The sequence below is a fragment of the Sutcliffiella horikoshii genome (assembly GCF_002157855.1).
Classification (GTDB): Bacteria; Bacillota; Bacilli; order Bacillales; family Bacillaceae_I; genus Sutcliffiella_A; species Sutcliffiella_A horikoshii_C.
The window spans coordinates 1,975,003-1,999,619 of sequence record NZ_CP020880.1 but is presented as its reverse complement, the minus strand read 5'-3'; the positions used below and the strand labels follow the sequence as shown (position 1 = coordinate 1,999,619).

At 39.9% G+C, this 24,617-nt stretch carries 22 protein-coding genes; all 22 read right to left on the bottom strand.

What is annotated here, in order from left to right; translation table 11 throughout:
• Positions 1-73: 73 nt before the first annotated feature.
• Positions 74-1,114, bottom strand: coding sequence for a recombinase RecA (gene recA, locus B4U37_RS10330; protein ID WP_010193272.1), 1,041 nt, complete (start codon positions 1,112-1,114; stop codon positions 74-76).
• 672 nt (positions 1,115-1,786) lie between these two features.
• A complete protein-coding gene (locus B4U37_RS10320) occupies positions 1,787-3,031 on the bottom strand; it encodes a competence/damage-inducible protein A (protein ID WP_088018143.1) in 1,245 nt (414 codons plus the stop codon).
• A 193-nt stretch (positions 3,032-3,224) separates the two neighbouring features.
• Entirely contained in the window at positions 3,225-3,809 is a 585-nt protein-coding gene (gene pgsA / locus B4U37_RS10315) for a CDP-diacylglycerol--glycerol-3-phosphate 3-phosphatidyltransferase (protein ID WP_088018142.1), read from the bottom strand.
• A 147-nt stretch (positions 3,810-3,956) separates the two neighbouring features.
• Positions 3,957-4,862, bottom strand: a complete 906-nt coding sequence (locus B4U37_RS10310; RefSeq protein ID WP_198317098.1) for a helix-turn-helix domain-containing protein — start codon at positions 4,860-4,862, stop codon at positions 3,957-3,959.
• A gap of 21 nt (positions 4,863-4,883) precedes the next feature.
• Positions 4,884-5,675: a DUF3388 domain-containing protein gene (locus B4U37_RS10305; RefSeq protein WP_010193276.1), complete on the bottom strand. Its 792-nt coding sequence runs from the start codon at positions 5,673-5,675 to the stop codon at positions 4,884-4,886.
• Between the two features lie 139 nt (positions 5,676-5,814).
• Complete coding sequence (locus tag B4U37_RS10300; protein WP_010193278.1) at positions 5,815-6,072, bottom strand: DUF3243 domain-containing protein; 258 nt, start codon at positions 6,070-6,072, stop codon at positions 5,815-5,817.
• A 70-nt stretch (positions 6,073-6,142) separates the two neighbouring features.
• Positions 6,143-6,859 carry an elongation factor P 5-aminopentanone reductase gene (gene ymfI, locus B4U37_RS10295; RefSeq protein ID WP_088018140.1) on the bottom strand — a complete coding sequence of 239 codons (717 nt, stop codon included), beginning with the start codon at positions 6,857-6,859 and terminating at the stop codon, positions 6,143-6,145.
• A gap of 62 nt (positions 6,860-6,921) precedes the next feature.
• Positions 6,922-8,205 (bottom strand): EF-P 5-aminopentanol modification-associated protein YfmH, encoded by a 1,284-nt coding sequence (gene yfmH / locus B4U37_RS10290; protein WP_088018139.1) that lies wholly within the window; start codon positions 8,203-8,205, stop codon positions 6,922-6,924.
• 3 nt (positions 8,206-8,208) lie between these two features.
• Positions 8,209-9,489, bottom strand: a complete 1,281-nt coding sequence (yfmF, locus tag B4U37_RS10285; protein WP_088018138.1) for an EF-P 5-aminopentanol modification-associated protein YfmF — start codon at positions 9,487-9,489, stop codon at positions 8,209-8,211.
• Between the two features lie 210 nt (positions 9,490-9,699).
• Positions 9,700-10,425: a GntR family transcriptional regulator gene (locus B4U37_RS10280; protein WP_088018137.1), complete on the bottom strand. Its 726-nt coding sequence runs from the start codon at positions 10,423-10,425 to the stop codon at positions 9,700-9,702.
• A 189-nt stretch (positions 10,426-10,614) separates the two neighbouring features.
• On the bottom strand, positions 10,615-12,960 hold the full coding sequence (locus B4U37_RS10275; RefSeq protein ID WP_088018136.1) for a DNA translocase FtsK: 2,346 nt from the start codon (positions 12,958-12,960) through the stop codon (positions 10,615-10,617).
• Between the two features lie 110 nt (positions 12,961-13,070).
• Positions 13,071-13,283 carry a YlzJ-like family protein gene (locus B4U37_RS10270; protein WP_088018135.1) on the bottom strand — a complete coding sequence of 71 codons (213 nt, stop codon included), beginning with the start codon at positions 13,281-13,283 and terminating at the stop codon, positions 13,071-13,073.
• The gene (locus B4U37_RS10265; protein WP_088018134.1) at positions 13,280-14,038 is read right to left on the bottom strand and encodes a ClpP family protease; all 759 of its coding nucleotides are present in this window, start codon (positions 14,036-14,038) and stop codon (positions 13,280-13,282) included. The genes B4U37_RS10270 and B4U37_RS10265 overlap by 4 nt, the downstream gene beginning before the upstream one ends.
• A 138-nt stretch (positions 14,039-14,176) precedes the next feature.
• Positions 14,177-15,841: a ribonuclease J gene (locus B4U37_RS10260; RefSeq protein ID WP_088018133.1), complete on the bottom strand. Its 1,665-nt coding sequence runs from the start codon at positions 15,839-15,841 to the stop codon at positions 14,177-14,179.
• 616 nt (positions 15,842-16,457) lie between these two features.
• Entirely contained in the window at positions 16,458-17,330 is an 873-nt protein-coding gene (gene dapA, locus B4U37_RS10250) for a 4-hydroxy-tetrahydrodipicolinate synthase (RefSeq protein WP_088018132.1), read from the bottom strand.
• Positions 17,323-18,594 (bottom strand): aspartate kinase, encoded by a 1,272-nt coding sequence (gene dapG / locus B4U37_RS10245; RefSeq protein WP_088018131.1) that lies wholly within the window; start codon positions 18,592-18,594, stop codon positions 17,323-17,325. The genes dapA and dapG overlap by 8 nt, the downstream gene beginning before the upstream one ends.
• A gap of 164 nt (positions 18,595-18,758) precedes the next feature.
• Positions 18,759-19,802, bottom strand: coding sequence for an aspartate-semialdehyde dehydrogenase (asd, locus tag B4U37_RS10240; RefSeq protein ID WP_088018130.1), 1,044 nt, complete (start codon positions 19,800-19,802; stop codon positions 18,759-18,761).
• Positions 19,803-19,952: 150 nt separating this feature from the next.
• Entirely contained in the window at positions 19,953-20,552 is a 600-nt protein-coding gene (locus B4U37_RS10235; RefSeq protein ID WP_010193296.1) for a dipicolinate synthase subunit B, read from the bottom strand.
• Positions 20,553-20,554: 2 nt separating this feature from the next.
• Positions 20,555-21,451: a dipicolinic acid synthetase subunit A gene (dpaA, locus tag B4U37_RS10230; RefSeq protein ID WP_088018129.1), complete on the bottom strand. Its 897-nt coding sequence runs from the start codon at positions 21,449-21,451 to the stop codon at positions 20,555-20,557.
• 575 nt (positions 21,452-22,026) lie between these two features.
• Complete coding sequence (locus B4U37_RS10225; RefSeq protein ID WP_010193298.1) at positions 22,027-22,272, bottom strand: YlmC/YmxH family sporulation protein; 246 nt, start codon at positions 22,270-22,272, stop codon at positions 22,027-22,029.
• 79 nt (positions 22,273-22,351) lie between these two features.
• Positions 22,352-23,596, bottom strand: a complete 1,245-nt coding sequence (locus tag B4U37_RS10220) for a M16 family metallopeptidase (protein WP_088018128.1) — start codon at positions 23,594-23,596, stop codon at positions 22,352-22,354.
• A gap of 30 nt (positions 23,597-23,626) precedes the next feature.
• On the bottom strand, positions 23,627-24,592 hold the full coding sequence (locus B4U37_RS10215; RefSeq protein WP_088018127.1) for a polysaccharide deacetylase family protein: 966 nt from the start codon (positions 24,590-24,592) through the stop codon (positions 23,627-23,629).
• Between the last annotated feature and the right edge of the window lie 25 nt (positions 24,593-24,617).

The window sequence follows — 24,617 nt, the reverse complement described above, 5'->3', positions numbered from 1 at the left end:
ATTTTTTTATGAATTTAGTGGAATTTTATAAAATTTCAGGCCCTGTATTGATGTACAGGGCCTGATTTGAGTATTAAAAATCTAATTCTTCTTGATCCATTTCTTCTTCCGCTGGTGCGGTTAAATCTTTATCCAATCCGTGGTGATCACGAATTTGCTGGTGAATTTCTTTTAGGATATCTTTATTTTCTTTTAGGAATTGCTTTGCATTTTCGCGTCCTTGTCCAAGTCTTTCTTCATTGTAGGAATACCATGAACCACTTTTTTGGACAATATCCAAATCGGAGCCCATATCAATTACTTCCCCTTCTCTTGAGATACCTTCACCGTACATGATATCCACTTCTGCTACTTTGAAAGGGGGAGCTATTTTATTTTTTACAACTTTAATCTTTGTTTTATTCCCGACAATGTCATGACCTTGTTTCAACTGCTCAGCACGACGAACTTCTAAACGTACGGAAGAGTAGAATTTCAGGGCACGGCCACCAGGAGTCGTTTCCGGATTACCAAACATAACCCCGACTTTTTCACGAATCTGGTTGATGAAAATGGCAATGGTTTTTGATTTATTGATGGCACCAGAAAGTTTACGAAGTGCTTGGGACATTAAACGAGCTTGAAGACCAACGTGAGAGTCTCCCATTTCCCCTTCGATTTCCGCTTTAGGTACAAGGGCCGCTACAGAATCGACAACGATAATGTCAACCGCACCACTTCTTACAAGAGCTTCTGCGATTTCCAATGCTTGCTCACCAGTATCTGGTTGAGAAAGAAGAAGCTCATCAATGTTTACGCCAAGTTTTTGTGCATATACTGGATCCAACGCATGCTCTGCATCGATAAACGCAGCCTGTCCGCCTTGTTGCTGTACTTCAGCGATAGCATGAAGGGCTACAGTTGTTTTACCGGAAGATTCCGGACCATATATTTCTACCACTCTGCCTCGAGGATATCCGCCAGCACCCAATGCAACGTCCAATGCCAACGATCCACTTGGGATAGTGGAAATCTTACGTTCTGTTTGTTCCCCTAATTTCATAATGGAACCTTTTCCGAATTGCTTTTCTATCTGTTTTAACGCCATATCTAAAGCCGCTTTACGATCACTCACACAATTTCCTCCTCTTATCTATTAAACTAAATGATTAGTATCTATTAACTACTCTTACTATACCCTTTTTCAATTCGTTTGGCAACCAAAAAACGAACATCCATTCGGTTTTTTTATAGTGAGATTTTTGCGTAAAATATTGAATTTGCTTTAAGGGGAAAAAGGGATTTTGTGGGTGGGATTTTAGTGAAAATACAAAATTGGTTTTTTGGATTAATTTTTTGTTTGGCGCTTCGGATGGGGTAGTTTGGGTTGTTTGCTCGGTTTGAGAGGTAGTTACTGATTTACAAGGAGACGGCGGGGGGATTTGAAGTGTCCGAAGTTTTTTCATTTTTGACCGAAGATTTGACGTCTACTTGACAGGTACATGATCAACGAAGTAGACCGAACCAATTTTTCAAATGACCAAACACTCAGAATTCTTGTCCGAACGACCACCTATAATTGTCCGACCCATTGTCCAAATCAGGACAAAAATGTCCGAAGTCCCGTTTAATTTGTCCAAACCATTTTATACTCGCTTAAAGTGAACCTAAATGCGCCATATCCATTTATTTTTCCGCAAACCTTCTCGCCAACCCTGACTTTCCTATCAACCTGCCCACCAAAATCCAGCAAACCCGTCCCTTCATCGCCCGCCCCAAAAGAAAAAGCAGTTGAAGTTCCCCTCAACTACTTGAACAATTCTTTTAATAGGTAGTGGCAGCCATATTTAGCTGATCTATGTCTTATACCGTCTCTAGTTCCTGCTAAATGAATTTTATGAACGGTAGTTTCACCGTTCGGAAGGGCGATTCCGATAAACACTGTTCCAACAGGTTGATCATCCATTGTCCCCGGACCTGCAACTCCTGTAAAACTGATTCCGATATCTGTTTGCAGCAATTTCTTCACGCCGTTTGCCATTTCTTTTGCAGCCTGCTCACTTACTGCTCCATCGGTATCAAGTGTATGTTTTTCAACTCCCAGTACATGTTCCTTCACGCTATTAGTATAGCTGACAATGGCACCTTCAATCACTTCGGAAGCACCGGTGAAGCTTGTCATTTTCTCAGAGAACAAACCGCCCGTAAGGCTCTCGGCACTGCTAAGAGTGTAGTGGGAATCTTGAATCTTTTTAAAGAGAACAGAATAAATGGTATCTTCGTCATATCCAAAAAAGAATTCTCCCACTCTATCCAAGATTTCTTTTTCGCATTGATCTATTAAACGATTTGCTTCATCAATAGATTGGTGCTTAGCCGTTAATCTTAGTGTGACCTCGTTGTCCCCTGCTAGTGGAGCAATGGTTGGGTTTGTCTGCTTATCAATGATATCTTCAATATCTGTTTCCAATTGTGATTCCCCAATACCAAAAAAGCGGAGCACTTTGGAGACAATTTGCTCTTTAACTCCAAGCTTATCTAGCAGGTATTCTCTGCCATGGACTGAAAACATTGGCTGAAGTTCTTTAGGCGGACCAGGTAAAAGCATGTATGTATGAGAACCTTCAGTCAGCGCCATCCCCGGGGCCATTCCAAACTCGTTTACCAAAATAGAGGAGCCTTCTAAAACTAGCGCCTGCTTTTTATTGTTTTCACTCATCACTCGTTTTGATTTTTTATAATAATCTTTAATGTTGGTTAGAGCTTCTTCATCCATAACCAATTGTTTATCGAGCACTCTTGATATGGTTTCTTTAGTCAGGTCATCTTTGGTCGGACCAAGACCTCCAGTGAAAATAAGAAGATTAGAGCGTTGTTTTGCTGTTGTTATTACTTCTTCAAGTCTAGAAGGATTATCTCCTACTACTGTATGATAAAAGACGTTTATTCCTAATTCTGCAAGTTGTTTTGAAAGGAATTGGGCATTCGTATTACAGATTTGTCCCAATAGTAATTCAGAGCCTACAGCAATAATCTCTGCGTTTCTTATCATGGCACTCTCCCCTTTTATTGGTTCTGGATAACGCCGCTGTTGATCTCCGCAAACGGCTTCGCTTTCCGCGGGGCGACCTTGAGCCTCCTCACAACGCTTCAGGGGTCTCAACATTGCCGCTACTTCCCCGCAGGAGTCTTCGCCTTTTGCTCCATTCACCAGCTATAAGCTACTATAAAATATATTTTTTTGTCTATTTAGAATTAACAAATGCTTGTCTGTTTTTGTAGAAATAGTCCCAACCAGAGTAAATGGTAAAGATCATCGCTACCCATAGAGCAATAGTGGCAAATGGGAAACCGATCAGTTCAAATGGCAAGTTATGTAATAGAAGTGCGGATACTGCAATAATTTGAGCCCAAGTTTTGATTTTGCCCAGCATATTCGCTGCAACAACTTCCCCTTCACCTGCTAGAACTAAACGCAGACCGGTGACAGCGAATTCTCTGCTGATGATGACAATGACAATCCACGCTGGAGCCAATTGCAACTCGACAAGTGCAATCAATGCTGCCGACACCAATAGCTTATCTGCAAGTGGATCTAGGAACTTTCCAAGGTTGGTAACAAGGTTAAGTTTTCTTGCATAATAACCATCTACCCAATCGGTGATGGATGCTATGATAAAAATAAGTGCAGCAAGAAGATGTGTGTATGGGATGGACTCATCTCCAATGGCAAGTTCTCCCCAATTTAATGGTGCAAGCATTAGAATCATAAAGATCGGAATCATAAAAATTCTTGAAACAGTAATTTTGTTAGGTAAATTCACGTTCATTCCTCCAGCATTCAATATTGCTTTTCCACTATACATAAAATATACAGGTTTGTCTAATGTTTGCTTAAGGGTTTTAGGTCTATTATTTGCTTTGGTGAAAGCATTTTCCTAAAGGTCTGTACAAAAAAAGCCATCATCCTGATGACTTTATTGTTGACCATTAGGTACAAATTTAATAGTGACTTTCTGTGTTGTTACGTCTTTAACTGGAAATGGAAATTCAAATACTTCGCCGTTTATCTTAATTTTGGTGGCTGGAACCCAACCTACATTTAATAGAATTTCTTTTTCTGAAGATAAATCCATTGTTTCAGAATTCCCGTCTTTAAGCTCTTTGTTAAGGTAGTAATCTCCGTCTGCATTATTAACTCCTACCCAAGTGTTTCCGCCGTCTGCTGCAATCTCCACTTCAAATTTATCCGTATCCTTTAGTTCCAAGGTCGCATTCGGACTGTTTGAACTTACTTCTGTCAAAGTACCTGTTGTCGGTTTTTCTTCAACAGGTTCTTCCTCTTCTTCTGCTTCTTCCGTTTCTTCAGGCTGTTCTTCTTTAGTATCTTCTGTTTCGTTTTCACCTTGTCCTTCATTTACTGTGTCTGCAGGGTCATAGACTACATTTTTGTTATCCTGCTGAGTGTCAGATGAGCTTCCTACACCCCAATTTTGAAAGAGCACATAGATGATGGCAACCACTGCAACAAATGCTAAGAACATTAACACTTTTGGGATAAAATTAAATACCTTTGTGTTTTTGGACGACGTTGGTACCTGTTTTCGAGTTTTCACTCTTGATAGTTGTGGAATTTCATCTTTGTCATTTGCAGGAATATCATTTTGGTACTCCTCAAAGATAAGTTCCGGGTCAAGCCCCACAGCTTCAGAGTATTGTCTGATAAATGCACGTGCATAAAATTGACCAGGCATGATGGAATAATTGCCTTCTTCTATTCCAATTAAATATCTTTTTTGTATTTTTGTAACGGTTTGTAAATCTTCCAGTGACAAGCCTTTTTCTTCTCTTGCCTGTTTCAGTCTATTACCTAGTTCTGTCAACAATTACACCTTCCAACATTTTTAGAAATCAAAACCCCCGAAAGGATTCTCATCAAACATATTATTTGGTTGCACCACATCATAGGTGATTTCTTCATCTTCATTATTTCTAAGTTCAATAATATAATCGAAATCATCTAGTTTATATTCTGTATTTTGCACGAAAATATCAGGATGTTCAACCACTTTCACAGCAGATATTCGCATTATTTCACGAATTAACTGCCAATGTTTTTCATTTGCCCTTTTGGTTGATACGATACCATCTATAATAAATAGGTTGTCCACATTATATTCATCTTCTATCAATTGACTTCGGATGGTTTGTTTTAGCAATGTACTTGATACAAATAACCATCTTTTATTAGCACATACACTAGAAGCAACGATTGATTCCGTTTTGCCTACACGGGGCATCCCCCTAATTCCAATAAGCTTATGACCATCCTGTTTGAATAGTTCGGCAAGGAAATCAACCAATAAACCTAATTCATCACGTACAAAGCGAAACGTTTTTTTATCATCAGCATCCCTCTGTATGTATCTTCCATGTCGCACTGCCAAGCGATCGCGCAATTTAGGTTCACGCAGCTTTGTAACAGTTATATTATCCATTGTATTCAAGATAGATTCAAGACGGACTATTTGCTCATTTGAATCACTGAGCAAAAGCATTCCCCTTCTTGCATCATCCACCCCGTTTATTGTAACAATATTGATGGACAGCATACCTAAAAGGGATGCGATGTCCCCAAGTAGCCCTGGCCTGTTAATATGTATTTCATATTCTAAATACCACTCTTTTTTCTCCACCAAACCCCTTCACCCTCTCTAACTATTCGTTCTGCTGTATGTTACTTCTATCATATCCAATATTTCTTTAATAAGAAAGTAATTACTTGTGAATAATCTCGAATTTTGGCAAACAAAAAAAGAGAGGTAGAGGCCTCTCTTAATGCGTTGAGTCGTTTTGAACCAATTTTACCATCATATTGGCAATAGCATGTTGCTCTTCTGGACTTGCAACTTTCCAAAGGTCAGCTAAAACTCTCTCTTGAGGGTTTTTCGCTTCTACTTCTTTTGCAAGATAGTCACCGATTTCATAAGCAAGTTGAGAAATAGCTCCATTGTCCATTCCTTCATGTTCTGCATGATTCAAACGGTCACCTAAAAAACCTTTCCATTGATCCCAGTTATCAAGTACTGACATATTAACTCCTCCTTCCACATTTGTTCAAGAGTTAGTATGTGAAGCTCCTGTCTCATTTATTCATCGTTTGTTAATTCCATCCGCCATTTACTCCTAAAACTTGTCCTGTAATATAAGAGGACTTATCTGAAAGCAAAAAGCTTACAGAATCGGCAACTTCATAAGGTTGAGCTAATCTCCCCATTGGAATGTCATCACTTATTTCCAGTTTTTCTTCCTCAGATAAATTATTCAACATCTTTGTTGATACGGCTCCAGGTGCTATCGCGTTTACTCTAATTCCATTCAAAGCCACTTCTTTGGCCAACGCTTTTACAAAAGAGAGCTGTGCACCTTTTGTCATTGAATAAAGCACTTCACAAGAAGCCCCTATTTCCCCCCAGATCGAAGAAACCACTACAATATTGCCGTTTTGCTTTCTAACCATTTCTGGTAGAAAAGCTTGGATGGTTGAATATAATGATGTTATGTTAAGTTGTATCATTTGTTGCTTTGTTTGTTCGTCAACATCTGTCATCAATCCATAAAAGGTAGTTCCTGCATTATAAATAATCGTATCAACAAATGTATACGTGCTGTTTTTGAGTTTATGTACACCATCTTCAGTGCTCAGGTCTGATTGAATGGGAATAACCTTTTCTTCGCCAAATTCATTCTGCAGCTTATGTATGGACTGATTATCCTGGTTATAGTGGAGGTAGGTTGTGTAGCCCTCTTTCAAAAGATTTTTAGCAATTTCTTTGCCAATATCTCCGCTTGCTCCAATTAAAAGTGCGGTTTTTCTCATGTATATCATCCTTTATAAAAAGAAGCCGGTTCGATAGTGCCGAACCGGACTTCGTTGTATCTTTATTTTGGCACAACTTGGCACGTTGTGAATGCTTCTTCCTTGATAAAGTCCTTAGCAACGGCTTTTAGGTCTTCAAGCGTAATTTTCTCAAGTTGAGGCGTTACCTCAAAAAGATCCATATTATTAAAAGCATACCGGGTAAATTGGTTTGCAATGAATTCTGGTGAGTTAAGTGCTCTCAGGAAAGAACCAATTTTCTTCTTTTTAATTCGTTCTAGTTCCTGTTCTTCAATTGAGTTTGGATCAAATTGCAGTAATATACTTTGAACTCTTTCTGCTAATTTATCCGGTTCTGAAGTATCTCCGCCAAGCATGGCAAAGCCGAATCCATTTTCTCCAGTATAATCATAAGCAAATGTTTCATCAATCAGACCGTCATCATAAAGCTTTTGGTAGTGATCAGAACTTTTCCCGAACAAAAGGTCGAGCAATATGTTCACTGTCAGTTCATGCTTTAGAAGTTCTGGCCCTTGTTTAGTTGGATTAGACTCTTTAATTCCAACCATACATTTAGACGTATGGACATTCATCTTTAAAACTTTCTTCTTTTCGTTCACGGATGTTGGTTCTTCATCAAATTGACGTTTAATTTCTTCTTTCTCTTTGAAAGTTTTCTTCGCTTGATTATCTTTGATAAATTGCATCATCTCTGATGTATCCATTGGTCCGACAATGAATAAGAGCATGTTGCTCGGATGGTAAAACGTCTCGTAGCATGTGTATAAAGAATCTTTTGTTATCTTAGAGATGGAATCAATGGTGCCTGCAATATCTATTTTAACAGGATGTGAATGGAACATGCTTTCAATCAATCCGAAATAGGCACGCCAATCAGCATTATCTTCATACATCGTAATCTCTTGCCCGATAATTCCTTTCTCTTTTTCCACAGTTTTTTCAGTAAAATACGGTGCTTGGACAAAGTCCATCAAGGTTTCAAGATTTTTTTCCACATTTGATGTACTTGAGAAAAGATAGGCCGTTCTAGTAAAAGATGTAAAGGCATTAGCAGAGGCGCCTTGTTTACTGAAATCTTGAAAAACATCCCCATGCTCTTTTTCGAAAAGCTTATGCTCTAAAAAATGAGCGATTCCATCTGGGACCGTTACAAAATCGTCCTCACCAAGTGGTACAAACTTATTATCTATAGAGCCATACTTGGTCGTAAATGTGGCATATGTTTTATGAAAACCGGATTTTGGTAAAAGATACACTTCTAATCCATTGTCTAGTGTTTCGTGATATAGGTTTTCTTCCAATTGTTTAAATTCGATTTTTTCCATCTTTTACGCCTCCTTTCCAGTCAAAAAGTAGGTAGTATCAAGTTCAATCATCTTGGCAACTTCCTGAATTTCCTCTTTTGTAACATTCTCTACCCCTTCTAGGAATGCTTCTATTGGTTTGTCAACTTCTGAAACTTCATTATTATATAGAACTTCAATCAATCCTCTTGCAGTATCAATTGTTTCAAGAATTTGATTTTTAATGACCGCTTTCGTCTGGGAAATTTCACCGTTTGTATATTCCCCTTGTTTCATCGCTTCAATTTGTTGATTGATGATGGTCACTGCTTTTTCGTAATTGGAAAAGTCAATCCCGGACATGACAAGTAATAACCCTTTATGACTCTCTACTCTCGACGCAGCGTAATAGGCCAAACTCTCCTTTTCCCTTACATTAATAAAAAGCTTAGAATGAGAAAAACCGCCAAAGATGCCGTTGAAGACTTGCAAAGCATAGTATAGATCATCTTTAAATGTCACGTTTGTTCTGTAGCCAATATTTAATTTACCTTGTTTAATATCCTGGCGTTCTATGACTTCGTTCGGTTCTGTCATATCTTTATTAGGCTGTTGGATGGAAGAGGTTACTTTGTTTTCTTGGTCAGGCAATACAAAGTACTTTTTAACGTATTCGTCTACTTCTTCTTCTTTTATATCTCCCACCAAATAAAGGTGAATATCGTTGGTTTTCAACATGTTTTGATAATAGCTGTAAAGAGACTCTGCTGTTATGGCCTCTACTTTATCCTTTTCACCGTTTGCACTCAGGCGGTAAGGTTCCTCTGCACACATTTCTTCGATAAGACGCTGACTTGCATAACGCATTTTATCATCGTATACAGATTGAATTCTTTGTTTTAATGCCCTTTTTTCCTTTTCCACTGTAGCTGTTTTGAACCCATTTCCTTCAGTTACCGGCTTCAATAGGACTTCGCTTAACAATTCAATCCCTTTTTCAAGGAGTGGTGTAGAATCTTTTAGAAACTTTTCATTGGCAATCTCTAACCTTATGGATATGATATGATCTTCGCCCTTTTTGCTAAGGTCCACAGCAAGGCTGGCACCATATAATTCATCAAGATATGCCCTGAATTGGGAAGGTTGCGGATGGGACTCTGTCGCGTTCTGAAGGACATACGGCAATATAGCACGAACCGTTACATCTTCTTCTGATAACGGAGCCTTTACTTTCAATACAATAGTATTCGTTTTAAATTTATTCGTCGGAATAGTGTGAACGTTAATTCCATTAAGCGTGTACGTTCTTTCATCAACTAGTTTCAAGAAATCTCCTCCTTTACTTTGATGCTTAACACAACAGATTTTCATTCTGTTATTAATCGTATAAAAATATAGACAGTACTATTCTTTCTATAACGTTCAAAAAATAGTCCTAAACCCAATATAACGTTAAATTAGAAAGATTTTCAAGTCAGATAGCCCAGAGAAATGCTCAAAATAAAAACACCACGAATTTGTGGTGTTCCGCAGTCTTTATGGACGCTTTCTTAAAACATGGAAGCTGAATTTGTCTGCTCTAAAATAGTTGAGTGAATAAAGAATTGGTTCGTCATTTTGATCATAATGCATTTGTTTTAATACGAGCAATGCCGTCTCAGGTTCACATTCAAGAATCGGTGAAATTTTGTCATGGTAACCGACGGGTTCAATATGTGTTACAGCATAAGAAATATATCTACCCGCTTCTTTTTCAAGAAGTTTCAGGAGAGATTCGTTCTTATAGGATTGATAGTCTTCTACGATCGTGGTAGGAATTTTATCAATACAGTAAACAACCGGTAAATCATTGGCAGTTCTTACACGCTCAAAGTGAAGGACTTCACTGATTTCTTTGTTATTGAATTTTATTAATTCTTCTTCGCTTGGTGTTTCAATGGTGGAAGTTAAAAAGACCGTCCCCGGCTTCATTCCAGCTTGTGAGATCATTTCCGTTACAGAATTTAGCTGTTCGATCCCTGATGAGAATACCGGCTTAGAATTAACAAAGGTTCCTACACCGTGTCTTCTTACGACAATATTTTCTTCTTCTAATACACGCAATGCTTCTCTTAATGTTGCTCTGCTAACACCTAGACGTCGAGACAATTCGAATTCGGAAGGTAATTTTTCTTTCTCTTTATACACCTTATTCTCGATATCTTGCTTTAATTTGTCTACAACTAGTAAATACAAATGTCTGCTGTCTGACCGAATCGTCATAACTGATCCCCCATTAACCGTTTACAAAACACTTTCATGTTTTCCTATTAATCCAAAATAATATAACACTTTTTAGGGGTAAAATAAATAGAAATTATAGTTTTTTGTCGAAAAAGTAAGCGTTTTATGCATTTTACCATTTATATATGATAAAAAGACGGCTTTTGATAGCCGCCTTTCCAATTGATTTTATGAACCCACATCTTCACTTTGATTTCCTGATATTAATACCGTTCGCGGTTTGCTGCCCTCATAAGGTCCAACTACTCCCCTTACTTCCATGGCGTCGATTAGCCTTGCAGCTCTTGTGTATCCTATCCGGAATCGACGCTGAAGCATGGATACAGAGGCAGTTTGCATCTCTAGTACGAGCTGCACAGCATCATCATAAAGATCATCATTCACATCTTCCACTTCTTCATTGATATCCTGAGGAATCATTTCCTCCTGATATTGGGCCTTCTGCTGTTCGATGACAAAGTCCACAATACGCTCCACCTCTTCATCAGATAGGAATGCACCCTGTACCCTTATAGGTTTGGACGCACCAACCGGCAGAAACAGCATGTCCCCTCGTCCAAGAAGTTTTTCCGCTCCTCCCATATCCAAAATCGTTCTAGAGTCTGTCTGTGACGAAACGCTAAAGGCGATCCTAGATGGGATATTCGCTTTAATAACCCCTGTAATAACATCAACAGATGGTCTCTGTGTAGCAATAATCAAGTGGATCCCTGCTGCACGAGCCATTTGGGCAAGCCTTGTTATACAGTCTTCGACATCGGAGGAAGCGACCATCATTAAGTCGGCAAGCTCATCTACAATTACCACAATGTACGGTAAGGAAGGCTGTTTTGCTTCTTCATCCTGATTGTGTCTCTTTATGTAGTCATTATACCCCTCGATATTTCTTGTACCCGTGTGGGAGAAAAGCTCATAACGACGTTCCATCTCATTTACCACTTTCTTCAGTGCTTGAGAGGCCTTCTTAGGATCCGTTACAACTGGTGCCAAAAGATGTGGTACCCCATTATACATATTCAACTCTACCATTTTAGGATCAATCATCATCATTTTTACTTCATGTGGCTTTGCACGCACTAAAATACTAGTGATTATTCCGTTTATACATACACTTTTACCGCTACCTGTTGCACCGGCCACAAGAAGATGGGGCATTTTATTAAGCTCTGCCACGACAGAGTCTCCAGAAATATCACGGCCTAAGCCAATCAATAACTTCGCATCCGGCTTTTCGGCCTGTTTGGTATCTAAAACTTCTCTTAGGGATACCATTGCAACTTCATTATTTGGCACTTCAATTCCAATAGCCGACTTGCCCGGTATTGGGGCTTCAATTCGTATATCTTTGGCTGCCAGTGCAAGTGCCAAATCGTCACTTAAGTTTACAATCTTGCTGACTTTAACACCGACATCTGGATATACTTCATATTTTGTAACAGCAGGACCGAGATGAACTTTCGTTACTTTAGCTTTTACCCCAAAGCTAGCAAACGTCTTCTCTAACTTTCTAGCGTTCTGATAAATGTTTTCATGCTCTGTTGTCTGATGATTCGCGATTGGCTTGTTTAAAAGATCAAGAGACGGAAGCACATATTCCTTATTTTCTACTTCAGTAAAGGCCATAGGACCCGCAATGAGCTCCCCGGCTTCTTCTTGTCCAGCCTCTTTGTCTTCACTTGAAGATGCTACAGGTTCTGCTTCAACCTGGTTTACTTCTGACTCCCGGTCGTTAAAAGACGAAATGATAGGTGGAGAGATGATTTCTTCTGAAGTATCTTCCACAACAAGGACTTCTTCTGTTTTTTCTTTTTTCTCTGATTTTTGCTTTTTCTCTTCTGCTTGTTTCTCTTTTTTTCGTTTATTGCTGTCCTCTTTCCAACCTTTCATATCTTCCATAAATGCAACCCATTGATTTTTCGCAAAACCGAATAAGCCTGCAGCAACTTTGATTACCGTGTCATTGAGGGATTTTCCAGTGACTAATATGATACCTATCACGATGAATATCATAGCAATCCACTGTGCGCCTCTTGCATCAAATAGCAGGTGGAACAGGGCAAACAATACCGCTCCCATCATTCCGCCGCCAAGGTCTGTTGTACTTGTTTCTCCGTTGACTTCTAGCCAAAAAAGCTCCCATGTATTGCCGATAACGGATGGATCAGCAAATGAGCCTCCACGTGACAACATCCTGAACAGCGTAACATGGCTAAGTAATAAAACAGACATCATAATAACGTACACACCAACCAATTGCCTTGAGAAGAAGGTAGGAAGCTCCCTTTTCCAGATGATATAGCCCGACAAGAGCAATAACCCAAGAAGCATAAGCATATACCATTCTCCACTAAAAAAACGAAATAATAGAACAAAGGTTTGTCCTACCATACCAAGTTTGGCAATCGCTATACATGTAATGGCCAACAACAGCAGCCCCATCACTTCAAAGGTGACCGTGCGTTTCCATTCATCCCGGTTTTTGGTTTTTCTTTGTCTCTTTTTTCGTTTTGACATATTTCTCACCTATCTGACCATAATGAGAAGACGAAAGCAGCCAACAAATACTGGCTGCTTTTTCCTCTGATGCTTGTATTATAACATAAGCCCTAACACTTGAAACGGTGTTAAGGAAAATTAATCGTTTGACCTGGAGAATACTCGCTACTAAGATAATGTGCCGGGTCTGTGCTCAAATTTCGGACAATCTGATAGTTGTTCATCTCTGTTTGTTGAACAACTAAGGAGACGCCGTTAAAATCAATCACACGTTGTTTTTCATATTCGCCATTTTCCACTGGAAAGATCAATTCCTGCGGCATGGTCGTATAGAGAATCATTGCAACATCTTCCCTTCTTGCGTTTTATTTGGATTTTTTGCTTCTACCATCTCATTGAGCTTTCGAATCGCTTCGCCAACTCCACCAACTTGATCAATTAGCCCGTACTCCACAGCATCTGCACCAACTACATTCGTTCCGATATCACGGGTGAGATTTCCTTTTGAGAGCATCAACTCCTTGAATTTCTCTTCAGGAATACCGGAATTTTTAGTTACAAAGTTAATGACCCTGTCTTGCATTTTATCAAGGTATTCAAAGGTTTGGGGAACTCCAATAACCAAACCTGTCAATCGAACAGGATGAATGGTCATTGTGGCAGTTTCCGCAATAAAGGAATAATCACAAGAGACCGCAATAGGTACACCGATGGAATGCCCGCCACCAAGCACGAGTGAGACGGTTGGTTTTGACAAGGAAGCTAGCATTTCCGATATAGCCAACCCCGCTTCGACATCTCCACCTACCGTATTTAAAATAACTAGCAGGCCTTCAATATTTGGATTTTGCTCAATTGCAACTATTTGAGGAATAACATGTTCGTATTTGGTTGTTTTGTTTTGAGGAGGTAATTGGACATGCCCCTCAATTTGACCGACTATGGTAAGACAATGAATTTTTGAGTCAGATGGCATTTGGGCAACATTCGTTTGACCAAGCTGCTGGATTTTATTGACTAAGGAATCCTTCCCTGCATCCTGCTTGTTTGGCTCCCCTTGTGTTTGTTCTGATGATTGATATGTAAAATCAGACATGTGATAATCTCCTTCCGTCCCATCTAGAATAAGTTTTCTTAAGTATAGTATTGACGCGATGTTTTTTTTCATTCGCAACTAAAAGAAAAACAAAACCCGCAGTGCGGCATTAACTGCCACACTGCGGGTAAGGAAATATTATACTTCCATGATGATCGGAAGGATCATTGGACGACGTCTAGTCTTTTCATATAAGTGCTGATTGAGGGATTCTCTTATTTTCAGTTTCAAGCTTGACCACTCGAGAACTTGTTCTTTTACTGCATTGTCGAGAATTTCTGTCACAATCGCATTTGCTCTGTCTAGAAGTTCCTCTGACTCCCTTACATATACAAAACCTCTTGAAAGAATTTCTGGACCTGCAATAATTCTTTTTTGGCTCTTGCTGATGGAAACGACAACCACCATAATACCGTCTTGCGACAACAATCTACGATCTCTTAAAACGATATTTCCAATGTCCCCGACGCCAAGACCGTCTATTAAAACATTTCCAGCATATACTTTTCCAGCATATTTTCCAGTACCTTTGTTAAACTCAACAACTTCTCCTTTATTCAATAAGAAAATGTTATCTTTATTAATTCCAACGCTTTCTGCCACTTTAGAGAGCGCTCTTTGCATTTTGAATTCCCCTTGGATTGGAATAACATACGTTGGCTTAAGCAAGTTCAACATTAACTTAAGTTCTTCCTGACAACCGTGACCAGAGGAATGAATTTTCTTTTGACCATAAATAACAACAGCACCGGCGCGGTATAGCTTGTCTATCACCTTAGCTACCGTTACTTCTGTCCCAGGTGAGGGCGAAGCTGCAATCATAACAATGTCTTGTTGTTTTATCTGAGCATGTTTATGAGTGCCTTTGGCCATTTTTAAAAGAGAAGACATAAGTTGGGAATGCGTCCCAATCGTAAGGACCACTACATTATCATCTTTTAGGCTACCAAGTTCATTAACAGGTACAAGCAGGTCATCCGGTATGTTTAAGTATTCTAGTTCTGTTGCAATCGTGAAGTTTCGGTCTGTTGGATGAGAAACAACGACAAGCTTTCTGTTGCTGTCTACAGCTGCCTGAACAATTTGTTGAATACGTCCGACGTTAGTGGAAAGGCATGCTGCAAATACGCGTCCCTTTGCATTATATGTTACATCTGCAATTTCTTGTTTAACAACGGATTCGGAAACCGTATACCCAGGCTTCTCTGCATTGGTGCTATCTGAAAGAACACATAAAACACCTTTATTGCCTATTTCCGCAATTTTCCCCAAATCTGCATTCTGGGATAACTGGGATTGATCAAATTTGAAGTCACCTGTATGCACGATTGCACCTTGTGAAGTATGAAAGCATATACCCACAGAATCAGGAATGCTATGGTTCGTTCTGAAGAAGGTCACTGTTGTTTGAGGTAACTCTAAGACAGTGGTATCATCTACCTCTTTAAACTCTACTTGTTCTTTAGATCCAAGCCCGTTCACAAGTTCTTTTGCAAGTGCCAAAGTAAATTTAGTACCATATACAGGAGCTTTAAACTTCCTTAGGATGTATGCAAGCCCGCCCATATGTTCTTCATGGCCATGCGTGAGGAAAACACCCTGAATCTTGTCCTTGTTATCTTCAAGATAAGTGGTATCTGGTATTACCATATCAATACCAAGCATCCCGTCTTCTGGAATCATGACACCTGTGTCCATGATATAAATCGAATCTTCCATTTCTAAAACGTACATATTCTTACCGATTTCCCCGATCCCCCCGAGGGCAAACACTTTAAGTTTCTCTATCTGTGGTGTATTCACTTTTTTACCTCCTATATATCTGTAACACGAATTATGACGATAATGCACGCTTTGCATCAAGAGATCTATTAAATTTTCAGCTACCTAGTGCCAAATCAATTTATCCGCTCCATGTCATTTGAAATTATTATAACGTATGAAAGAATTGGAATACAAGAAATATTATAATAACTGGAATTTAATGGTTTTTTAGTTGATTGGTTAATCCCCGCTGTTCCTTTACGCAAATGGCTTCGCTTTCCGCGGGACGGTGTTTGAGCCTCCTCACAACGCTTCAGGGGTCTCAATCAACCGTTACTCCCCCGCTGGAGTCTACGCCATTTGCTCCAATACACAGCTAGAAAGTATGTTAAAGAAATGTAAAAAGTTCTTTAGTAACTGAGAGATTGTCTTTTTAACAAAGGTAAATGCAATCACTTTGTAGATTGGAGTGGAAGGCGCGCAGACGCCCGCGGGAGGAAGGGACAGGTGAGACCCCGCAACGGATGTGAGGAGGCTCACGGACCGCCCGCAGGCAAGCGAAGCGCCTGGAACGGAAATCATCAGTTTTCATACATTCTTTCTTATCTATCAAAAAAACCAAAGCTTTATAACAAGCCTTGGTTCTTTTTGTATATTAAACAGTTTCTATAAGTTTTGTTAACGTATTTCTTTCTTCTTCTGTTAACGGCACCAACGGTAGTCTGACACCGCCGACATCCATTCCCTTTAATTGCAGGGCTGTTTTTACTGGGGAAGGACTCGGAGCACTGAATAGTCCCTTCATGATAGGCAGCAACGATTGATGCTGTTTAGCTGCACTTGCAAACTCTCCTGTCTCAAAAGAACGAATCATCTCTTGCATTTGATTCCCTAAAACATGTGAGGCTACAGAAACCACACCATTACCTCCTATAGAAAGAACCGGCAAGGTTAACCCGTCATCCCCACTGTATAGGACAAATTCATCCGGTGTATTTGCAATTATTTCCGTCATGGCATCCAGGTTACCGCTTGCTTCCTTGACTGCAACGATATTTTCAATAGCAGAAAGGCGCACAATGGTTTCAACTGACATGTTAACAACAGATCTGCCAGGAATATTGTATAGCATGACAGGCAGGGTAGTTTCAGATGCGATTGTACTGAAGTGCTGATAAAGCCCCTCTTGACTAGGCTTACTGTAATATGGTGCCACTAGCATGATGGCGTCAACACCTGCAGCCTCCGCCTTTTTCGTCAGGTCAATAGATGCTCGGGTATTATTGCTTCCTGTTCCTGCTATTACGGGAATTCTACCATCGACAATCTTTACTACATGGGAGAAAAGGGCAAGCTTTTCTTCTGTTGATAGTGTAGGAGATTCTCCTGTTGTACCGGCAACAACAACGGAATCCGTCCCGTTTTTAATCAAATAGTTAATCAATTGTGTTGTTTTTTCAAAATCTATGTTTCCTTTATTATCAAAAGGGGTTACCATAGCTGTTGATACTTTACCAAAGTTAATCATGAACTGTTTTCTCTCCTTCTTCTGCGGTTGGGTGTATGATCGTTATTTGTTTTTTTGCAAGATTGAAAGCCTTGTGTAAAGCATTCACCGCTTTAATCATATCTTCCTGTTTTACAAGTACCCAGATTGTAGTGTGACTATCTGCGGATTGAAGAATCTGTATGCCTAATTCTGAAAGTGCCGTCACTATTTTTGATGTTACGCCTGGGACGCCTGTCATTCCTGCTCCAACTGTGGCAACTTTTGCACAGTGGCGGTTAACTTTCGGCTCATAACCCAACTTTCGCAATACATTTATCGCTTTTTCACTCATCTCATCTGTGACGGTATAGACGACACTAGTAGGGGAGATATTGAAAAAGTCTACGCTTATCTGTTCATTTGCCATTGCTCGAAAGACTTCTGTTTGGATACCATAATTTCCTTCTTTTGCAAATACCTTTATTTGCGTGACATTCGGTACATGGGCTATCCCTGTTATCAAGCGGTCCTTCACATCAGCACCTTTACCCATTCTATCAAGGGAGGTGACTAATGTCCCAGTTGAGTTAGAATACGTCGACCTGATACGAATTGGAATCTTTGCTTGCATCGCAATTTCCACGGCCCGCGGATGGATTACTTTCGCGCCCTGATATGCCATGTTACATATTTCGTTATAGGTGACAACAGGCAATGGAGAAGCATCTTTGACGATACGCGGATCTGCGGTCATGACCCCTTCCACATCTGTAAAAATATCAATCCATTCTGCCTGAAGGGCTGCACCTAATGCGGCAGCTGAAGTATCACTTCCTCCACGCCCAATGGTAGAAATATCTCCGTTCTTCGTTTCGCCTTGAAATCCTGCTACAACCACCACTTGATGCAATTCTAGCATTTCAAGAAGTCTTTCACATTTCATTTCAATGATACGCGCATTTGTGTGGTCATTATTGGTTCGAAATCCGGCCTGTGGACCATTCAATGCTGTTGCGGAAATTCCTTCTTTTTGCAACAGGCTACTGAAAACAATGGAAGAGATAATTTCCCCACAGGATAAAAGCATATCTATTTCGCGCCTAGACACGTTGTTCTTTCCTTTTTCCACAAGGTTCAAAAGGGTGTCTGTTGCGTAGGGCTCCCCTTTTCTTCCCATGGCGGATACGACAACAACTACTTTGTATCCATCATTCACGGCTTTCTTTATATGTTTGACTGCAGCATGTCTACTGGTTTCATCCCTTACAGACGTTCCACCAAACTTTTGAACTATAATTTTCATATATTGACACCTCATCGCGGTTTAGAAACATCCTTAATACATACGAAAGATGTGATGAAAATAGTACCCTGTGAATGGGACTCCCTGTTCAAGAATGGCATTGGAATGAAACCCGACTTTGTTCCGAAAAGAAAAGGTCTTACAAAGACCTTTTCTCTATCTTTTTATCGGTTGATGACACCAAGTTTCACTAAGCTCTCAGCAATTTGTACGGAATTCCAGGCTGCACCTTTTAGCAAGTTGTCGGAAACAATCCATAAATGGAACCCTTTTTTGTTATCCAAGTCCTTCCTGATTCTACCGACAAACACATCGTTAGAGCCCACACAATCAGCAGGCATCGGGTAAACCTGTTCTGCCGGATTGTCTTGCAGTACAACGCCAGGAGCTTTTTCAAGCAACGCTTTCATATCTTGAACAGTCACATTTTCGTCTTCTACTTCAATATATACAGACTCGGAATGTCCTGTTACAACCGGAAGGCGTACACATGTCGCAGCAACCTGTAAGTTTTGGTCATGCATGATTTTTTTTGTTTCATTAATCATTTTTAATTCTTCAAACGTAAAACCGTTTTCTTCAAACTTATCAATCTGTGGAATGGCATTAAATGCAATTTGATAATGCTTTTTATCACCTTTAACAGGTAGAATGCTTGGTGTGAAAGCTTCTTTGTTTAAGATTGCCTGTGATTGGGACTCAAGCTCATCAATTGCCGCCGCACCTGCTCCTGATACAGCTTGATATGTGCTGACTATGACCTTAGTAAGACCATATGATTTACGAATCGGCTCTAATGCAACTACCATTTGAATCGTCGAGCAATTCGGGTTTGCAATGATGCCATTATGGGATTTGATGTCTTCCTCATTTACTTCTGGTACGACCAACGGCACATTAGGATCCATACGGAAGTAGCTAGTATTATCAACCACAATTGCTCCCCGCTTTGCCGCTTCAGGCGCAAGCTCCTTGGAAACACTTCCACCTGCACTGAACAATGCTATATGAACACCCTCAAATTTATCAGGTGTTGCCACTTCAATTGTCACTTCTTCCCCTTTGAATAATACTTTTTTACCTGCAGAGCGCTCCGAAGATAATAGCGTAAGCTTCTTGATAGGGAAATTTCTTTCTTCTAATGTATGAAGCATCTGCTGCCCTACTGCTCCTGTTGCGCCTACTACTGCTACATGTAAACCACTCATCTATTAAGCACCTCTCCATTTTAAAAATAGCTCTTAATGTTTATCTGAGCTTTCAGAATAAATATTCATATATAGTTTTTTATTTTATCATATTACTGAAATAAAGAAGAGAAGAAATTCTTACTTTTCTTCTCTTCTAAGCAAATTTTATTATAAATCGTCTTTATATCTTTCCACGATGACTGGTTGTATTTGCTTATGCTCTAATGCATGCTCCACTGTAGGCATGAGCATACTCATTCTTGCAACCATGGAATTTGGTTTTTTATCTGGTGCATCTTGCCCATAAGGAATAAAGTATATATTTTTGGTAGCCATTAATCTCATTAAATTTAATCCATTTAATCCAAGGGCATCATTTGTTGATATCCCTAAAACAACCGGGTTATGATTCCTTAGTGTTGCCTTTGCAGCCATTAGTACAGGTGAATCTGTAAGTGCATTGGCTAATTTACTCATTGAATTCCCAGTTAAAGGGGCAATGATCATACAATCCAATGGAATTTTCGGTCCAAGCGGCTCTGCTTTTACAATGGAATCTATTACTTTAAATCCTGTCATATCTTCAATCAGTTTTATCCAATCTTCGCCTTGACCAAATCTGGTATTTGTATGTTGAACGGTCGAAGTAACTACTGGCCTCACTTCTGCACCAGCATCAAGTAGCTTTTGTATCTCCGGTATAACTGCATCATACGTACAATGAGATCCCGTTAAACCAAAACCTAGCCGTTTACCTTTTAATTGCATGGTTAATTCCCCTTTCTCCCTTCCATTTCTTCTTTAAGTAATTGTGACAAGACATTCGCCACGATCTGCCCCGCAGTTTTCGGAGCAACAATTCCTGGAAGTCCTGGAGCTAATAATGCTTTAATTCCTCTTTTTTCGGCATATCGAAAATCAGTTCCCCCTGGTTTTGATGCCAGATCAATGATGAGAGTGTGAGCAGGCATTTTGGAGATTACATCCGATGTTACGATAGGATGTGGAATAGTATTAATACACACATCTACATCTGTAACATTCGCAGCCAAATCATTTAGATGAAATGGTGTAACGCCCATCTCAAAGATACGGGCAATATGTTCGGATTTTCTCGCACCTACACGTACATTAGCACCTAGTGCGGCAAAAGTACGCGCTACACTCATACCGACTCTTCCTAATCCCAACACTGCCACTTTGGAGTTATGAATCGTAATATCTGTATGTTGAATCACCATCATAATGGTACCTTCCACTGTCGGGATTGCGTTATAAATGGCAACATCATCACGATCAAACAATTGAACCAATTTCCTGTTTGTACTTGCCACCAATTGATTCAAATAAGGATTCGTAATACCGGAATAAATGGTACAGTGCTCTGGTGTGTTCTTGACTAGTTCCTCTGTCAGCACAATTTTTTCATTAGAGAAGATTGTATCAACCTGCCCCTCTAAATTTGTGCCGGGAACAGGAAGGATAATGGCATGGACAGTCGTGAAATCCACTTCATTCATTTGCTCCTTTGAAGCACCTGTAAAGCCGTGATCTAGTTGGTCAAATCCTACAAGCGAAAGCTTCGCGTCCAGCTCAATAAGCTTACGTATCACTTCCAGCTGCCTTGCATCACCGCCAATGACAGCTATGTGCAAACCGGTCAGCATATATCGTTCACCTTCTTCTACTTCGTGAAAGTTTGTAAATCTGGCTCAAGTTTTTCTTACTTCCACATCTTATGTAAGCTAGAGAAAATCTGTGCTTGAATCCAGGGAGAAAGGGAAGAGTTTGCAAGGGGAGTGTTATTTAGTATTTTGTAAATATTTTGATTGAGTCTTTCTGAGCTTTCTGCCCGAAGACGTGGTGATTTCTTTCTTTCGGGCATATAGAAGGCTTCTATACTACCGAAGTCTGTGTTATTCCTTCCTTGCGGGCGTATAGAACGCTTCTATACTACCGAAGACTGTGTGATTCCTTCTGTTCGGGCTTATAGAAGGCTTCTATACTATCGAAGACCTCGGAATTCCTTCCGTTCGGGTGTATAGAGCGCTTCTATACTACCGAAGAACTTGTGATTTCTACCGTGCGGGCGTATAGAGCGCTTCTATACTACCAGAGACCTCGGGTTTCCTTCTGTTCGGGCGTATAGAACGCTTCTATACTACCGAAGACCTCGGGATTCCTTCCGTTCGGGCGTATAGAGCGCTCCAAACAAAAAAAGACCTAGCTCGCGCCAAGTCAGTCATTCTTCCTCTTCCGGTATATCTATAATAATCATATCTGTTCCAATCTTTTTAATATGATTCCACGGCACACGAATGTCACTGCCTTCCTTCTTCAACCCGAACCATTTCAACGAAGGAATGATGAGCGAACGTATCTCACCAGTATTTTCGTTGATCTCAAGATCCGTATGACCAAGTATCCCTAACCGTTCTGCACGTTTCACATCGACAATTTCCTTTCCGCTCATTTCACTTAACCTCATATAAAAAACACCTCCTATACTATCTATATTAGAAGGCGTCCAAAAAAAAACCTGCCAATGAAAAATGGCAGGTTTCTTCTTATTTTTCTTGAATTGATTTAGGCATCTCACCGCTAGGGCTGATCAAAGCAACAGAATATTCATCTGTGAAAATCTTGGTTGCCAAGTTATTGACAGATTCCTCTGTGATACTATTGATTCTTTCTAAGATATCATCTAGGGAGCGATGTCTTCCGAGAAGAAGTTCGTTCTTTCCGTTTCTGCTCATACGACTGTTTGTGCTCTCAAGACTCAACATAAGGCTACCTTTTATTTGCTCCTTACTGTTGACAAGCTCTTTTTTAGTTATTCCGTCACGCTTCAGTGTGTTAAGCGTCTGTTGAATGGTTTCAAACAGAAGATCTAATTGGTTGCTGCCAGTTCCACCATAAATGGTTAGCATACCATTGTCTTGGAAGGTGGAGTGATAGGAATAGACAGAATACGCAAGTCCGCGTTCTTCTCTGACATCTTGGAATAGACGACTGCTCATGCTGCCGCCAAGCACATTGTTCAACACAATCAGGTTGTAAATATCTTTATCACCAATTTGAAGCCCGTCGTAACCAATGCAGAGATGAGCCTGTTCGGTAGTTTTCTTTTTGGCAATTCTTCCGGTTTCAAAGCTAGGTTTTACATACTCACGCTTTGAGTGCCCAGTTTCATAACTTCCAAATAGATTTTCAATCTCTTTCACAAATGACTCATCAATATTACCAGCTACGGAGATCACGACATTGTCAGGTGTATAGGTTTCTTTCATATAATCACGCAACGTATTTCCGTTAAAAGCAGATAAAGTTTCTTCTGTTCCAAGTATCGGATAACCTAAAGGATGGTTACCGTAGGAAGCTCTTGCCAAAACGTCATGAACGATATCATCTGGTGCATCTTCATACATTTTGATTTCCTCGTACACAACATTCTTTTCCTTCTTCAATTCTTCTTCATCAAAGATGGAATGGAAAAACATATCAGCTAACACTCCAAGTGCATAGGAAGAGTGTTCATCCATCACTTTTGCATAATAACAAGTGTATTCCTTTGAAGTAAATGCATTTACCTGCCCTCCGATAGAATCGAAAGCCTCGGCAATTTCACGTGCATTTTTTGTTTCTGTTCCTTTGAAGAACATATGCTCAAGGAAATGAGATACTCCATTGTTTACATTGTCTTCATTTCGTGAACCTGTTCCAATCCATACGCCAATCGCAACCGATCGGACATGTGGAATATTTTCTAATACAATTCTTACTCCGTTTGAACATGTATGTTTAGTAAGCAACGATAATCCTCCTATTCAAGTTTGCCAAATCTAGTTGTGGTGAACGATCCTTTCTTCACTTAAAAGAGAAGAAACCGTCCCTAGTTCGAGCCCTTTATCTTTAATGGATGTAATAAGAGTTTCCAAACTGTTAGCTGTTGATGGCGTAGGATGCATAAGAACCATTGCACCAGGATGAATCTTCCCCATCACTCGATTAACGAGAACATCAGGTGACGGCTTCTGCCAATCAATGGTATCAACACTCCACATAATCGTCCCTAATTTCATCTCATGGGCAATGTTAACGACCTCGTCGCGGTAGCTTCCACTTGGAGGGGCAAACCAAGTGACTTTACTGCCAGAAATCGCCTCAATGACTTCATTTGTCTTTAAAAGCTGTTCCCTGACCGCAGTACTTCCCAATGTTTTCATATTAGGGTGTGTGTAAGAATGATTCCCCACTTCATGTCCAGCATCTATTATCATTTTAGCCATCGAAGGGTTTTCTTTAACCCATCTTCCTTCAAGAAAAAAAGTTGCCTGCACTCCATGATTTTTCAAAGTTTCTAGCATCCCTGGAATATGCTCGTTTCCCCACGCCACATTTATCAAAAACGATACCATTGGCTTTTCTGGGTGCCCTCTATAAATTGGTGAAGGTGGCAAGTCGGAAAGGTGAATTTTAGGCGATATTTGCTCCATTACGAGCTTTTTCTCGTCAAATACACCGCTCTTTTTCATGTTTTTATATGAGGCTTCAAGATCCACTTTTAAACCGTTAAGTCCGGGCTGGGCCTTCCAAACCTTGTCTATTTTAGCGTCTTGCGGGGCCACTTCATATGTGGACGCTTTTTGCTCAATCTCCACATAAAGTGCATCCTTTTTCTGGGCCACTTCTGCTATATCTTTAGAAAGTATAGCTGCTATATCACCCTGAAAAGGATGACTCACCGTGTTATATGTAAAAAATGCAATAATAACAAATGCCAACAGTTGAAACGTACTTCTTTTCATTCCACCCACTCCTTCCTACTTAAAA

Bases quoted from the DNA above. Each gene is read 5' to 3' on its own strand.
- B4U37_RS10320 (WP_088018143.1), bottom strand. From the start codon at position 3,031: ATGATAAGAAACGCAGAGATTATTGCTGTAGGCTCTGAATTACTATTG.
- pgsA (WP_088018142.1), bottom strand. From the start codon at position 3,809: ATGAACGTGAATTTACCTAACAAAATTACTGTTTCAAGAATTTTTATG.
- B4U37_RS10300 (WP_010193278.1), bottom strand. From the start codon at position 6,072: ATGTCAGTACTTGATAACTGGGATCAATGGAAAGGTTTTTTAGGTGAC.
- ymfI (WP_088018140.1), bottom strand. From the start codon at position 6,859: ATGAGAAAAACCGCACTTTTAATTGGAGCAAGCGGAGATATTGGCAAA.
- yfmH (WP_088018139.1), bottom strand. From the start codon at position 8,205: ATGGAAAAAATCGAATTTAAACAATTGGAAGAAAACCTATATCACGAA.
- B4U37_RS10280 (WP_088018137.1), bottom strand. From the start codon at position 10,425: ATGACGATTCGGTCAGACAGCAGACATTTGTATTTACTAGTTGTAGAC.
- B4U37_RS10275 (WP_088018136.1), bottom strand. From the start codon at position 12,960: ATGTCAAAACGAAAAAAGAGACAAAGAAAAACCAAAAACCGGGATGAA.
- B4U37_RS10270 (WP_088018135.1), bottom strand. From the start codon at position 13,283: ATGATTCTCTATACGACCATGCCGCAGGAATTGATCTTTCCAGTGGAA.
- B4U37_RS10265 (WP_088018134.1), bottom strand. From the start codon at position 14,038: ATGTCTGATTTTACATATCAATCATCAGAACAAACACAAGGGGAGCCA.
- dapA (WP_088018132.1), bottom strand. From the start codon at position 17,330: ATGATTAACTTTGGTAAAGTATCAACAGCTATGGTAACCCCTTTTGAT.
- dapG (WP_088018131.1), bottom strand. From the start codon at position 18,594: ATGAAAATTATAGTTCAAAAGTTTGGTGGAACGTCTGTAAGGGATGAA.
- asd (WP_088018130.1), bottom strand. From the start codon at position 19,802: ATGAGTGGTTTACATGTAGCAGTAGTAGGCGCAACAGGAGCAGTAGGG.
- B4U37_RS10235 (WP_010193296.1), bottom strand. From the start codon at position 20,552: ATGCAATTAAAAGGTAAACGGCTAGGTTTTGGTTTAACGGGATCTCAT.
- dpaA (WP_088018129.1), bottom strand. From the start codon at position 21,451: ATGCTGACCGGTTTGCACATAGCTGTCATTGGCGGTGATGCAAGGCAG.
- B4U37_RS10225 (WP_010193298.1), bottom strand. From the start codon at position 22,272: ATGAGGTTAAGTGAAATGAGCGGAAAGGAAATTGTCGATGTGAAACGT.
- B4U37_RS10215 (WP_088018127.1), bottom strand. From the start codon at position 24,592: ATGAAAAGAAGTACGTTTCAACTGTTGGCATTTGTTATTATTGCATTT.